14 protein-coding genes are annotated in these 12,861 nt (G+C 45.9%); 13 read left to right on the top strand and 1 reads right to left on the bottom strand.

Features of this window, described 5'->3' with window-relative positions:
• Nucleotides 1–19 precede the first annotated feature (19 nt).
• Entirely contained in the window at nucleotides 20–502 is a 483-nt protein-coding gene (locus tag ACZ49W_RS06680; RefSeq protein ID WP_464814538.1) for an S-ribosylhomocysteine lyase, read from the bottom strand.
• Between the two features lie 144 nt (nucleotides 503–646).
• Between ACZ49W_RS06680 and ACZ49W_RS06675 the strand changes: the two genes are divergently transcribed.
• The 13 genes from ACZ49W_RS06675 to rsmB all read left to right on the top strand — a co-directional run bounded on the left by ACZ49W_RS06675 (nucleotide 647) and on the right by rsmB (nucleotide 12,857).
• Nucleotides 647–2,254: a ribonuclease Y gene (locus tag ACZ49W_RS06675; RefSeq protein WP_464814537.1), complete on the top strand. Its 1,608-nt coding sequence runs from the start codon at nucleotides 647–649 to the stop codon at nucleotides 2,252–2,254.
• Nucleotides 2,255–2,381: 127 nt separating this feature from the next.
• A complete protein-coding gene (locus ACZ49W_RS06670; RefSeq protein WP_464814536.1) occupies nucleotides 2,382–3,611 on the top strand; it encodes a hypothetical protein in 1,230 nt (409 codons plus the stop codon).
• A complete protein-coding gene (locus ACZ49W_RS06665) occupies nucleotides 3,604–4,605 on the top strand; it encodes a hypothetical protein (protein ID WP_464814535.1) in 1,002 nt (333 codons plus the stop codon). The genes ACZ49W_RS06670 and ACZ49W_RS06665 overlap by 8 nt, the downstream gene beginning before the upstream one ends.
• The gene (locus ACZ49W_RS06660; RefSeq protein WP_464814534.1) at nucleotides 4,587–5,183 is read left to right on the top strand and encodes an LPXTG cell wall anchor domain-containing protein; all 597 of its coding nucleotides are present in this window, start codon (nucleotides 4,587–4,589) and stop codon (nucleotides 5,181–5,183) included. Before ACZ49W_RS06665 ends, ACZ49W_RS06660 begins: the two co-directional genes overlap by 19 nt.
• A gap of 4 nt (nucleotides 5,184–5,187) precedes the next feature.
• Nucleotides 5,188–5,667 (top strand): hypothetical protein, encoded by a 480-nt coding sequence (locus ACZ49W_RS06655; protein WP_464814533.1) that lies wholly within the window; start codon nucleotides 5,188–5,190, stop codon nucleotides 5,665–5,667.
• A gap of 151 nt (nucleotides 5,668–5,818) precedes the next feature.
• Nucleotides 5,819–5,935: a putative holin-like toxin gene (locus ACZ49W_RS06650; protein WP_464814532.1), complete on the top strand. Its 117-nt coding sequence runs from the start codon at nucleotides 5,819–5,821 to the stop codon at nucleotides 5,933–5,935.
• Between the two features lie 195 nt (nucleotides 5,936–6,130).
• Nucleotides 6,131–6,280 (top strand): putative holin-like toxin, encoded by a 150-nt coding sequence (locus ACZ49W_RS06645; RefSeq protein ID WP_464814531.1) that lies wholly within the window; start codon nucleotides 6,131–6,133, stop codon nucleotides 6,278–6,280.
• 313 nt (nucleotides 6,281–6,593) lie between these two features.
• The gene (gmk, locus tag ACZ49W_RS06640; protein ID WP_464814530.1) at nucleotides 6,594–7,214 is read left to right on the top strand and encodes a guanylate kinase; all 621 of its coding nucleotides are present in this window, start codon (nucleotides 6,594–6,596) and stop codon (nucleotides 7,212–7,214) included.
• Nucleotides 7,215–7,239: 25 nt separating this feature from the next.
• Entirely contained in the window at nucleotides 7,240–7,557 is a 318-nt protein-coding gene (gene rpoZ / locus ACZ49W_RS06635) for a DNA-directed RNA polymerase subunit omega (protein WP_464814529.1), read from the top strand.
• A 47-nt stretch (nucleotides 7,558–7,604) separates the two neighbouring features.
• Nucleotides 7,605–9,989: a primosomal protein N' gene (locus ACZ49W_RS06630; protein ID WP_464814528.1), complete on the top strand. Its 2,385-nt coding sequence runs from the start codon at nucleotides 7,605–7,607 to the stop codon at nucleotides 9,987–9,989.
• A 70-nt stretch (nucleotides 9,990–10,059) separates the two neighbouring features.
• Nucleotides 10,060–10,602 (top strand): hypothetical protein, encoded by a 543-nt coding sequence (locus ACZ49W_RS06625; protein ID WP_464814527.1) that lies wholly within the window; start codon nucleotides 10,060–10,062, stop codon nucleotides 10,600–10,602.
• A gap of 13 nt (nucleotides 10,603–10,615) precedes the next feature.
• Nucleotides 10,616–11,563, top strand: a complete 948-nt coding sequence (gene fmt / locus ACZ49W_RS06620) for a methionyl-tRNA formyltransferase (protein ID WP_464814526.1) — start codon at nucleotides 10,616–10,618, stop codon at nucleotides 11,561–11,563.
• A complete protein-coding gene (gene rsmB / locus ACZ49W_RS06615) occupies nucleotides 11,541–12,857 on the top strand; it encodes a 16S rRNA (cytosine(967)-C(5))-methyltransferase RsmB (RefSeq protein ID WP_464814525.1) in 1,317 nt (438 codons plus the stop codon). Before fmt ends, rsmB begins: the two co-directional genes overlap by 23 nt.
• The last annotated feature ends 4 nt before the right edge of the window (nucleotides 12,858–12,861 follow it).

Below are 12,861 nucleotides of genomic sequence, written 5' to 3'. Positions count from 1 at the left end.
TTTTTTTTACTTTGTCATTTTAGACCAAGTAGCGCTGGTAAGGATCGTCTGAGATGCCTTTTTCAAGGATGAGTTTTGCCCATTCCTTGGCAGAAAAAAGGCTATGGTCCTTGTAGTTTCCGCAGGACTCAATAGTGGTGCCTGGCACCTCTTCCCAAGTGGTGCTTTGGGCGATTTCTTCGAGTGATGATTTGATGACCTTGGCGATGTCTGTGGCGCTAGGTCTGCCCCAAACAATCATGTGAAAACCAGTCCTGCAACCAAAGGGTGAGCAGTCAATCATGCCATCCATGCGCTCACGGATGAGCTTGGCAAGGAGATGCTCAATCGTGTGCAATCCGCTGGTTGGGATGGCATCTTCGTTTGGTTGCACCAAACGGATGTCAAAGTTGGTAATGACATCCCCAACAGGGCCTTTTTCTTCTGCGATGAGGCGGACATAAGGGGCTTTAACGGCGGTGTGATCCAACTCAAAACTTTCCACAACAACGTCTTTTTTCATGAGATTCCTCCAAAATAATAGTCTTTCTTTTATCATACCATAAATTCGAGGAGGAGTTACTATTTTAAATTGTCCAAATGCCAATTTTATGGTAAAATGAAAAGTGGTTTTCAAAACCATAAATGTAAAAATGGAGGCAGACTGATGTTAGCAGTAGTGATTGCCATTGGATCTTCCCTCATTGGTTTGGTCATGGGTTATGTTGCCATTAAGACAGGGATGAAATCATCCCAAGAAGCAGCAGAACTCACTCTTTTAAATGCGGAGCAAGAAGCCGTCAATCTAAGAGGGCAAGCAGAGTATGATGCAAGCCAGATTAGAGAGCGTGCAGAGCGTGAAGGAACAGCTTATAAAAAAGAGCTGCTCCTTGAAGCAAAAGAAGAGGCTAGAAAATATCGTGAAGAAGTCGAAAGAGAGTTTAAACAAGAGCGCCAAGAGCTCAAGCAAATGGATAGCCGTTTGACTGAGCGCGCCAACTCTCTTGATCGTAAAGATGAAAATTTGACAAGTAAGGAACGCCTACTTGATCAAAAAGAACAAAGTCTTTTTGATAAATCTAGACATATTGATGAGCGTGAAGAAGCAGTTGGTAAACTAGAAGCCGAAAAAACGGCAGAGTTAGAACGAGTGGGCAAGATGACCATTGCAGAAGCAAGGGAAATCATCTTGACCGAGACGCAAAACAACTTGACGCATGATATCGCCACACGGATCAAAGCAGCAGATGAAGAGGTGAAAGACCGTGCAGATAAGGCGGCGAAGGAGCTGATGGCGCAAGCCATGCAGCGCTTGGCTGGGGATTATGTCGCAGAGCAGACCATCACAACGGTGCATCTGCCAGATGACAATATGAAAGGGCGGATTATTGGACGAGAAGGGCGCAATATCAGAGCCCTTGAGAGTTTGACAGGGATTGATGTGATCATTGACGATACCCCAGAGACGGTCATGCTGTCTGGTTTTGACCCGATTCGCCGAGAGATTGCCCGCTTGACCTTGGAGGCCTTGATCAAGGACGGACGCATCCATCCAGCTAGGATTGAGGAGTTGGTGGAGAAAAACCGTCTTGAGATTGACCATCGGATTAGAGAATACGGGGAAGCCGCTGCCTATGAGATTGGAGCGCCTAACCTTCATCCTGATTTGATTAAGATCATGGGACGTTTGCATTTTAGGACCAGCTATGGGCAAAATGTCCTTAGGCACTCTATCGAGGTGGCAAAGCTCTCTGGCATCCTAGCTGGTGAGCTGGGGGAAAACGTCGCTCTTGCCAGACGGGCTGGTTTCCTCCATGATATGGGAAAAGCCATTGACCGTGAGGTTGAGGGCAGCCATGTGGAGATTGGGACCGAGTTTGCCCGCAAGTATAAGGAGCACCCTGTGGTCATCAATACCATTGCCAGTCACCACGGTGATGTCGAGCCTGAGAGTGTCATTGCTGTGATTGTCGCTGCAGCCGATGCCCTTAGCTCTGCACGCCCAGGAGCTCGAAATGAGTCGATTGAAAACTATATCAAGCGCTTGCGCGATCTTGAAGACATTGCCACCAGCTTTGATGGGGTCAAATCGAGCTACGCCCTTCAAGCCGGTCGTGAGATTCGCATCATGGTCGAGCCAGAAGAGGTCTCTGATGATGAGATGACCATCCTCGCCCATCAGGTGCGCCAAAAAATCGAAAACGAACTCAACTACCCCGGCAATATCAAGGTCACCGTCATTCGTGAACTACGTGCCGTCGAGTACGCCAAATAAACCACAAGAGTTGGAACAGCTGTTCTAACTCTTTTTTACTTTTTTTACAAAAAAACTTGACAAAACATTGACAAAAATGTAGAGAGAGAGAGTATAATTGAACTAATCAACTAGAAAGGAAATCTTTATGAAAAAAGAAAAGCGAAAAGGCTCTGGTACCATCAAAAAGTCTAAAGCCTTCGGAGCGGTCGGGGTACTTGCTCTTACTATGATGGGCGTGCCTGTTGTCGGGCATGCTGATGATGTGGCTCCAGCGGTGATGGCTGGGGATGGTGCCGTTGCAAACACTGAAACTGGTGACGTTAAGGCTATCAGTGAATCTGAGGTTAGTGGTGCTAAGGCTTCTGCGGACAAGGCTTCTGCTGATGTGACGGCTCAAGAGTCCAAGGTAGAGGGTACTCGTTCTGAGATTGCCTCTACCGAGAAAGGGGTATCTGATGCGGCGGCGAAACTCGTTGCTTATGATACGATTTCTGAGGCGGATGTAGATGCGGCGAAATCTGCGGCGGATACGGCTAAGGCTGCGGCTGAAGCGTCTGCACAACGTGTCGATGCGGCGCGTGGGGTAGAAACCTCTGCACAAACTTCCCTTGATGCTAAGGCTAAGGAAGTCAATGATGACCGCCAAGCCAAAGAAGCGGCTCAAAACTTGGTGGATTCTCTCGCTACTAGCGATGGGGTATCTCATCTTGAGGCTAAGGTATCTGACCTTCAAGACAAGGTAGCTCAATCTAGCCAAGCTAAGGAAGCGGCTCAAACTGCTCTGGACTCTGCAAAAACAGCCCAAACCAATAAGGGTCAGGCTGTTGAAACGGCTCGTCAGGGTGTTGCTTCTGCCCAAACTGCGGTAGATACGGCGGCTGCTGCAGCGAAATCTGCCACGGACGGGGTATCTGCGGCGCAGACGGCTAAGGATATGGCACAAACCGCCCTTGCCACGGCTAAGGCTGGTAAACAGGTTACAGAGACTGTAACCGAGACGGTTCCTGTTGGGGGTAGTCAGACTTCTAAGCTCAATATTGCTTTGAAAGACCCTAGTCGTCCGAAAAAGTATCATAACCAAATTGACCCTTACCAAGCGCATATCGTTACGACAAAAGAGTACTTAGACGCGGTTAAGGCTTTGGCTAACGGTACGGGTACGGTTGAAGCGGTTCGTGATGCGATTGTTAAGGGTTCTGATGAAAGTCACTTTGACCCTACGCACTTCCTTGCTGACCCTAATAATAAAGGTTTGGACAAGCGTTATGCTAAACTTAGCAACGAGTGGAAGGGTATGACAGAAGAGTACGACCTCAGCAAAGGCTTGCCTAAGGATGTCCTCAAGGAACTCTCTCTATGGAGCAGCTTTGATTAACTCTATCCGTAGCCAGTTGGGTACTCCTTTATTGGAAGTCACTCCTGAATCTGTAGATTTTATCTCTAACGCTCAACGTTGGTATAGTTCTTTTAGTCCTGATGGTAGTCATGAGTATAAACTGTATAATGTAGATATTAATTCTATTAAGCCTCCTTTGATTTACACTTATTACAACACACTACCAGATACCTTGCAACAACTTTCTCCAAAAATCTCAGAAAAAGTTTATGTTGCTCATACTGGGGGTGAATATACAGACTTAGATAATTACTTAGCTTTTGATGCAAGGTATAAATTGACTAAGGGTCAGTTGTTCTCTCAAGTTTACCGTGCAGTCGTAGATGCTTTGTATGGGACAACTACTGAGGATTTCCAACGTACCTTGTCTGTGCTTGGTTTGAAGGATAGTGGGGTAACTGAATTTGCTCTAACTCCAACAGCTGAGTTAGCTCCCCACGGTGAAGACCCTAAAGTGTTTGACATGTTCCTCGTAAAATCTGGGGGTACTCCTTACTCCAACCCTTACGAAGTCCGCACCACTACCAATGCTGGGTCTAAGGAAGTGACTAAGCAGGTAACGAAGACGGTGGTTGACGCTGAGGCGGTTAAACAAGCCCAAGCGGGGTATGATGCGGCGGTCGAAGCCCTCTCTACGGCTCAAGCTAACAAGGACGCTAAAGATAATGCCTATACCGAAGCTCGCCAAGCGCTTCACGTCGCTCAACAACACTTGTCTGATGTTCAGTCTGGTACGGTTGACCTTGTTGCCTTGCAACAGGCTTTGGACCGTGCTAGTCAATCTCTAGCCGATAACCAACGTGACTTGAAACTTGCTCAAGCTAACCTAGAGGCGGCTCGTCAAGCTCAAGCTAACCAAACGCAGGCGCTAGCACAAGCTCGTCAAGCCCTCTCTGTGGCTCAAGATAAGCTCGCTAAGGACGAGGAAGCCTTGAAGGTACTAGAGCCTTGTCCGTGGCTAAAAAGGCGGTAGCGGAAGCGACTAACCAAGCCACTTCTGATGCGGACTTGGTAGGAACGTCTCAGGCGGCTTATGGACGCTTGCTTGACCTCTACCGTACTAAGGAGGCTGAGGTACCTAAACTTCGCCAAGCTATGGCTGATGGTAAAGCTCAGTTAGAAACCTTGCGTAACTGTCTGTCTGACGAACTCGCTACCTTAGAAACCCTTAGAGGGGTATCTAGCAAGGCTAGCGCTGACTACGCTAGCCTCAAGGCTGAGTACGATGCGCAGGTTAAGGATAAGGCGCTCTCTGATGCCAAGAAGGACATTGAAGCCAAAGGCGGATGTGTTGAAGAGGTGCGAAATAGCAAAGGACAACTCGTCGCAATCAAGGATGTGGACGGAGTCCTCACACCAAAAGCCCCTAAACCACAAAGCATGAGCCAAACCCAAGGCAAACCAGCCTCAAGCACACCAACCCAAAGCTACGCCAAACGTAGCGAACGCAGCTTACCCCAAACAGGCAGCCAAAACTCCCTAGCACTCACCCTCCTAGGCTTTTTCACCCTAGGACTAGTCGGACACAACAGCAGAAGAAAGAGAGGGTAGGGGGATGAACGAGATATTGTTTTTCAAATTAACCGATAGAGAGATGCAAAATGGCGAAAAAATTTCACCAAAAGGCATTATGGAAGCGCACTACTATCATGCAAAATCTCATCCAAAAAAGGATAAACAAGGCAAAGAAGTAGGAAAAGTGCTCCTAACGGTTAGCAGTTCTGTTGCTAAGAAGATAGATTACGCTATTTTCATGGAGAAAGACATGAAAAAAGGTTTTGTGGCTAGGGTAAATGATTTTGATAAATTCTCAAACAGAGAACCACAAAATAGTGATTACACCGTGCCATCTCAGTGGGAAGGTGAGTTGTACCAAAAAGAAAATGACAAAGACTATACTTGGTTTGAACTAGATATTGATTCAGATGCGACCATTCAAGACTTTTCAAATCTTCCTCATAACAATACTCGGGCAGTTGCTTATGTGACCATGCAAGATTTTCAAGCAAAAATGAACCAACCTCTACGCCCATAAGGATAACAAAAGATCTCCTTGATTAATGTCAAGGAGATTTTTTGTGGTATAATAGATAACGTAGAAAAGTTAAGACGGTGGCTCTCATTTCTGAAAGGGTGGTGATGCCTATGGAAATAGGTGGAAAAATCCAAAAGAAAGGAGTAGCTTGTTGAGTGTAGCAGAAGCGCTAGGCTTGATGATTGCTTTTGGTAGTTTGATTGTATCAATTATCACAACAGTCATTTCTCTAGTCAGCTATATGGAAAACAAAAACAACCGTCGATAACTTTGGCGAGTTTACGGTTGTCTTTATAACTAATAAATGAGCTACCGTCTTAAACGGTTCTACAAGGAGTTGGTTTGCCGACCAACTCCTTTTTATATATTCCATTTTACCGCTATTTTCCCCAAAAGTCAAATATGGTATAATAGATAACGTAGAAAAGTCAAGACGGTGGCTCTCATTTCTGAAAGGACGGTGATGCCTATGGGCGAATCATCAAAATCTGACAGAAAGGAGGAGCAGCTTTTGTCAACGTTTGAAGTATTGACACTCATGCTTGCAGCCGGTAACTTTGTTATCGCTCTAGTGATGTTGATACTTGAACTCGTAAAAACGACAAAAAAATAACCGTCTAGCTTTGGTCAGTTAACGGTTATTTTCTAACTAAAAACGAGCCACCGTCTTAAACGGTTCTACAAAGGGGAGTTGTTGGCGCAACTGCCCTTTTTTCTATATCCATTTTACCGTTATTTTTAAAAAAAGTCAATAATGGCGTGTTTGGGCGCTTGTGAGGTGATTTGTTTTTCGTTGGTTTTTTTACTATTGCATGAGGGTGAAAGGGAAGCTGTTCTCTTTTTTGTCCTCAAGAAATCTCCAAGTTCTCTTGAAAAAATCGTGACTTTTTGGTAAACTAGTACTAATAAAATTCGAGGAGTATGACATGTCTGAACGTGGGCTTTTAATTGTCTTTTCAGGGCCGTCTGGTGTCGGAAAAGGGACGGTGAGAGAGGCAATTTTTTCAACGCCTGACCATAAATTTGAGTATTCGGTATCCATGACCACCCGCCCTAAGCGTGAGGGAGAGGTCGAAGGGAAAGATTATTTCTTTAGAACCAAGGAAGAATTTGAAGATTTGATCCGTCGTGGTGAGATGCTAGAGTATGCTGAGTATGTCGGTAATTACTATGGCACTCCTTTGGCTTATGTCAATGAAACACTGGACAAGGGAATCGATGTTTTTCTTGAGATTGAAGTGCAAGGAGCGCTTCAAGTGAAAAAGAAAGTCCCTGATGGCGTTTTTATCTTTTTAACACCGCCAGATTTGGAGGAATTGCAGGAACGCTTGATTGGTCGTGGAACAGATAGTCGTGAAGTCATTGCAAAGCGCATTGAAAAGGCTAAAGAAGAGATTGCTCTCATGCGTGAGTATGACTATGCAGTGGTCAACGATCAAGTGCCCCTAGCAGCCGAGCGGGTGAAACGTATTATCGAGACCGAGCACTTCCGTGTGGAGCGGGTGATTGGCCGCTATGACCAGATGATTAAAGAAACTGACCAGTAAACTTGTAGAAAAGAGATGAACGCTTATGATGTTAAAACCGTCTATTGATACCTTGCTTGACAAGGTTCCATCCAAATATTCCCTAGTCACCCTTCAAGCCAAGCGTGCCCACGAATTGGCAAGTGGTGCTGAACCAACCAAGGATTTTAAATCTGTGAAGCATACCCTTCAAGCTCTAGAAGAGATTGAAGCAGGTATGGTCACCATCCATCCTGATCCAGAAGGCAAGCGTGAGCAAGTCCGTGCGAGAAAAGAAGCGGAAAAACGCGCTAAGGAAGAAGAAGAAAAACGTATTAAAGAGCAAATCGCTAAAGAAAAAGAGGAAGAAGGAGAAAAAATCTAAGGTGAATCATCTTAGATTTTTTCCTGTTTTACTAGAAAGGAGCTGCCATGTTTGCGGATGTGATTGTCGATTTGCCGACCATGCAGACGGATCAACCCTATTCTTATCACGTGCCAGAGGAGATGAGAGACAGCCTAAAGATTGGCAGTCGGGTGCATGTTCCTTTTGGAAAGAGCAATCGTCTCTTGCAAGGGATCGTTCTTGGTGTGAGAAAAGAAGAGCCAAAACAAGAGAACAAGGCGATTGTCGAGTTACTAGACTTAGAGCCAGTCCTTACCAAAGAGCAGCTTTGGCTAGCTGATGAGATGCGCCACAAGGTGTTTTCCTACAAGATTTCGATTTTAAAGGCTATGCTGCCCAGTCTGTTAAATTCGCACTATGATCGCTTGTTGGAAAAAGGAGAGGGGTTATCTCAAGCAGAAAAAGAGCGTTGGTTTGGGGATAAGCAAAGTCGCTTGGTATCAGAACTCACTCAAGAAGAGCGATTGGAACTCGCCTCTTATCTCAAATCTGGAAAAATCAAACAGACCTATCTTGCCAAGGACAAGCAACAAATCAAAACAGAAAAGTGGTTTGTGGTCAGTCGTCCTGAGCTAGAGCAGTTGGAGGTGGGAGCACGGGCTAAAAAGCGTCAGGCCTTAAAAGAGCTTTTGCTTTCTGGACCTGAAAAGGGACGTTTGAGCGATCTTTATCAAGATTTTTCTAGAGATCAGGTGGCTTACTTTATCCAACAAGGGGCGATTGTCGTGGAGGAAAGAGAGGTTCAGCGCAGTCAATTTTATTTTGACCAAGTGGAAAAGAGTGCTTCGTTGACGTTGAACGCTGAACAAAGCCAAGCAGTTACGACCATTTTAGAGGCGGTCGGACAAAAAGATGGTCGTTCCATCCTGCTTGAGGGGATTACAGGCAGTGGTAAAACCGAAGTCTATCTGCAAGCGATTGAGCGGGTCTTGCATCAAGGGAAAAATGCCATTGTTCTGGTGCCTGAAATTGCCCTAACCCCTCAGATGACCAAGCGGTTTATTTCCCGCTTTGGGGAGCAAGTGGCCATCATGCACTCTGGCTTGTCTGACGGTGAGAAGTTTGATGAATGGCGCAAGATTAAAAATCAAGAAGCCAGAGTAGTGGTGGGAGCGAGATCTGCGATTTTTGCTCCTTTGGACAATATCGGTGTCATCATCATTGATGAAGAGCATGAAGCCAGCTATAAGCAGGAAAATGCGCCTAGGTATCACGCCAGAGATGTGGCGATTTTAAGAGCGAAGTACCATCAAGCTGCCCTTGTCTTAGGGTCAGCGACACCTAGTATTGAAAGCAGGGCGAGAGCGACCAAAGGGGTCTATGATTTTCTCCAGCTCACCCAAAGGGCCAATCCAATGGCGCGTGTTCCCAAGGTTGAGGTGGTGGATTTTAAGGACTATCTGGGAAAACAAGAGACCAATAATTTTACCCCAGTGCTGGTGGACAAGATCAAAGACCGTTTGGAAAAGGGAGAGCAGTCGGTGCTTCTCCTCAATAAGCGAGGGTACTCTAGCTTTATGATGTGTAGGGACTGTGGCTATGTGGATAACTGTCCCAACTGTGATATTTCCCTAACGCTTCACATGGACAAGCATCAGATGGTCTGCCACTATTGTGGTTTTCAAAAAGGTATTCCAAGAAGTTGTCCGAACTGTCAAAGCAGACAGATTCGCTACTATGGAACAGGGACGCAAAAGGCGCAAGAAGAGCTAGAGCAGCTCTTTCCAGAAGCTAGGATTTTACGGATGGATGTCGATACCACTAAGAAAAAAGGGGCGCATGCCGATATGCTAGCTACCTTTGGTCGAGGTGAGGCGGATATTTTGCTGGGCACCCAGATGATTGCCAAGGGCTTGGATTTTCCCAATGTGACGCTGGTTGGGGTCTTAAATGCCGATACGGCGTTGAATCTACCTGATTTTCGCTCGGCTGAGCGGACCTTCCAACTCTTGACCCAAGTCGCCGGCAGGGCTGGTCGGGCTGAAAAAGCAGGGGAGGTCATCATTCAGACCTACAACCCCAAAAACTATGCCATTGCTTTTGCCAAAGAGCAAGACTATGAGGGCTTTTATGCCTATGAGATGGGACTGCGTCGTCAGTTGGCTTATCCGCCTTATTATTACACGGTGAGTTTGACGGTTTCTCATTCGGATGAGGAAAAGGCGATTGCTTTTTCTTATCAGCTCTTAGGGCTGTTAAAAGAGGGCTTGAGTGAGCAAGCACGCTTTTTAGGACCGATTCCAAAGCCGATTGCTAGAACTCACAATCTTTATCATTATCAAATTATCATCAAGTACCGTTTTGAGGAGCATTTGGAGGCGACCTTAAATGCGGTCTTGGATTTGACCCAAGAGGCGGAGAACCGTGCTATGCGAGTGGTGATTGACTACGAGCCACAGCAACTGATGTAAAGGATGCGATTTTTGGGAAAATATGGTAAAATGATATAATAATTCTTGTCTGAAAGGAAAAGAAAGCGAGATGGGACTGCTCTTACTGCTTTTAGGTCTGTGGAAAATTGGACGAAAGGCGCTTTCCTATGAAGAAATCGGTCGTTTTGAACAGGTGATTTTACCAGTTTATGCCCTCATTCTCTTTTGCCTAAGCATGAGCTGGACGGCCTATGACCTCTTGGTTAGTGGAGGCATTTTCCTCTTGGCATGGGGGATTTCTCGCTACCAGCTAAAGGATATGACCTATCAAGAAACGGGTCAGCTAGATGCCTACCAGCGTCCGATTGTCAAGGTGAGAAAAGGCCCTTCCTTTCTGCTTGGCTGGGGCGTGAGCCTTGTGATTGGGCTTTTGTTGCCCCTCTTGTTTGGCCATCATTGGGAGAAAAAAGAGGTTTTTTCGGAAATAGGCAAGGAAATCAGCAAGGAAGTTTTTAGTTTCCTTACCTTTTTCCACCACGGAGAGTGGTATCTCTGGGCCTTGACGGGCAGTGTCGGATTCTTTTACACCCTTGGCTTAATTAAGCGCATACCAAGTGCGAGGGAGAGCTTGAGAAAACGCAATAAACACTGAAATGAGGAAAGCAATGACAAAATTAATCTTTATGGGAACACCAGCTTTTTCAGCAACGGTCTTAAACGGGCTACTAGAAAGTGGTCAGTATGACATTATAGCGGTCGTGACTCAGCCCGATCGCTTGGTGGGGCGTAAAAAAATCTTGACCCCCACTCCGGTTAAAGAAGTGGCCTTGGCACACGATTTACCCCTTTATCAACCAGAAAAATTATCGGGTAGTCAAGAACTCGATGACTTGATGCGTCTTGGGGCAGACGGGATTGTGACGGCTGCTTTTGGGCAGTTTTTACCTGAAAAACTCTTGAACAGTGTGTCTTTTGCTATCAATGTGCACGCCTCGCTCCTTCCCAAATACCGTGGAGGAGCACCGATTCACTATGCTTTGATCAATGGGGACGAAGAAGCTGGAGTGACCATCATGGAGATGGTCAAGCAGATGGATGCAGGCGATATGGTGGCTAAAAAGAGCCTGCCGATCCTTGAGACGGACAATGTCGGTACCCTCTTTGAAAATCTAGCCCTTCTAGGGCGCGATCTTCTGCTAGATACCCTGCCAGCTTATCTGAGTGGAGACATCATCCCAGAAAAGCAGGATGAGCGTTTGGTGAGCTTTGCCCCCAATATTACACCCGAGCAAGAAAGCATTGACTGGACTCGTTCGGCGCGTGAGATTGTCAATCAAATCAGGGGCATGTACCCATGGCCAGTGGCCCATACCCTCCTAGATGGCAAACGGTTTAAGATTCAAGAAGCCAAGGTGGTGGACGCTCAAGGTCAGCCTGGAACTATCCTTGAAAAAACCAAGAAAACGTTAATCATCGCAGCTGGAGAAAGAGCGGTTTCTTTGATAAAGGTTCAGCCTTTTGGTAAGCCTGCCATGATGATTGCAGACTTTTTAAATGGTTTAGGAAGAGACTTGGAGATTGGAGATCAATTTGGTTCAGAAAACAAGCGCTAGAGCCTGTGCCTTATCGGTTTTAGAGGCTGTTCTAGAAGAGGATGCTTATAGCAATATCCTTTTAAATCAGACCTTGAACAAGGCAAGACTAAAGCAAAAGGACAAGGCCTTGGTGACCGAGATTGTCTATGGGACTATAGCGCGAAAATTAACGCTAGAATGGTACTTATCTCACTATATTGAAGACCGTGATCAGCTGGAGGCTTGGGTTTATCCCTTGCTCTTGATGAGTGCTTATCAGCTGCTTTATCTAGATAAGCTCCCCCCTCATGCGGTCATCTATGAGGCAGTGGACTTGGCAAAGGCGCGTGAGGGCAACAAGCGCTATTCTGGTCTGGTCAATGCGGTCTTGAGACGCTTGGTGGATGAACCTTTACCGGATGTATCCACCATCAAACGTAAAAACAAGCGCTATTCTGTCCAGTATGCTCTTCCTGTATGGTTGGTGAGAAAACTGATTGCTCAATTTGGTGAAGAAAGGGCACTGCGCTTATTTGACAGTTTATTGAGTCGTAATAAGGCTAGCGTTCGTGTTAGTAATCCTCAAGATTTAGAAACTTTGTCACAGGAGTTTGGGGCAAAGCCGTCTTTGCTTTCTCCTGTTGGTCTAGTCAAGGAAGCTGGTCACTTTGCAGGTACGACCGCTTTTGAAAGAGGCGCCATCACCATCCAAGACGAGTCCAGCCAGCTGGTGGCACCCACCCTTGAGATAAAAGGAGATGAGGAAATTCTCGATGCTTGTAGCGCACCAGGAGGTAAGACAACGCATCTGGCTCAGTATTTGACGACAGGGCATGTCACTGCGCTGGACCTTTATGATCACAAGTTAGCCTTGGTCGAAGAAAACGCCAAGCGCCTGCATGTCGCAGATAGGATTACGACTAAAAAGATGGATGCTAGCTTGGTTCATGAGCATTTTGCTGCGGATACCTTTGATAAGATTTTAGTGGATGCGCCTTGCTCTGGATTTGGGCTGTTGCGGCGTAAGCCTGATCTCAAATACAAGAAAAAAGAAACAGATTTGTCAGATTTACAGGAAATTCAGCTAAAAATCTTAGATAGTGTTTGTCAAACCCTTAAAAAAGGTGGTATAATAACATATAGTACCTGTACCATTTTTGAAGAAGAAAATCAAGCTGTCTTGCAGAAATTTTTGGCGCAGCATCCAAACTTTGAGCAGGTTCCCTTGACACATGAACGGGAAGATATTGTGAAAGATGGGTGTTTGGTCATTACTCCTGAACAGTATCAGACAGACGGCTTTTTTATCGGACAAGTAAGACGCATGGCGTAAAAAA

It is taken from the genome of Streptococcus sp. STR1/CE/0325, assembly GCF_055386095.1.
Note: the sequence above shows the minus strand (reverse complement) of the source record. Positions and strands in the feature narration are given on the sequence as shown.

Excerpts from the sequence above, each read along its gene's own strand:
- ACZ49W_RS06680 (WP_464814538.1), bottom strand. The coding sequence starts at position 502 with ATGAAAAAAGACGTTGTTGTGGAAAGTTTTGAGTTGGATCACACCGCC.
- ACZ49W_RS06675 (WP_464814537.1), top strand. The coding sequence starts at position 647 with ATGTTAGCAGTAGTGATTGCCATTGGATCTTCCCTCATTGGTTTGGTC.
- ACZ49W_RS06670 (WP_464814536.1), top strand. The coding sequence starts at position 2,382 with ATGAAAAAAGAAAAGCGAAAAGGCTCTGGTACCATCAAAAAGTCTAAA.
- ACZ49W_RS06655 (WP_464814533.1), top strand. The coding sequence starts at position 5,188 with ATGAACGAGATATTGTTTTTCAAATTAACCGATAGAGAGATGCAAAAT.
- ACZ49W_RS06645 (WP_464814531.1), top strand. The coding sequence starts at position 6,131 with ATGCCTATGGGCGAATCATCAAAATCTGACAGAAAGGAGGAGCAGCTT.
- gmk (WP_464814530.1), top strand. The coding sequence starts at position 6,594 with ATGTCTGAACGTGGGCTTTTAATTGTCTTTTCAGGGCCGTCTGGTGTC.
- rpoZ (WP_464814529.1), top strand. The coding sequence starts at position 7,240 with ATGATGTTAAAACCGTCTATTGATACCTTGCTTGACAAGGTTCCATCC.
- ACZ49W_RS06630 (WP_464814528.1), top strand. The coding sequence starts at position 7,605 with ATGTTTGCGGATGTGATTGTCGATTTGCCGACCATGCAGACGGATCAA.
- ACZ49W_RS06625 (WP_464814527.1), top strand. The coding sequence starts at position 10,060 with ATGGGACTGCTCTTACTGCTTTTAGGTCTGTGGAAAATTGGACGAAAG.
- fmt (WP_464814526.1), top strand. The coding sequence starts at position 10,616 with ATGACAAAATTAATCTTTATGGGAACACCAGCTTTTTCAGCAACGGTC.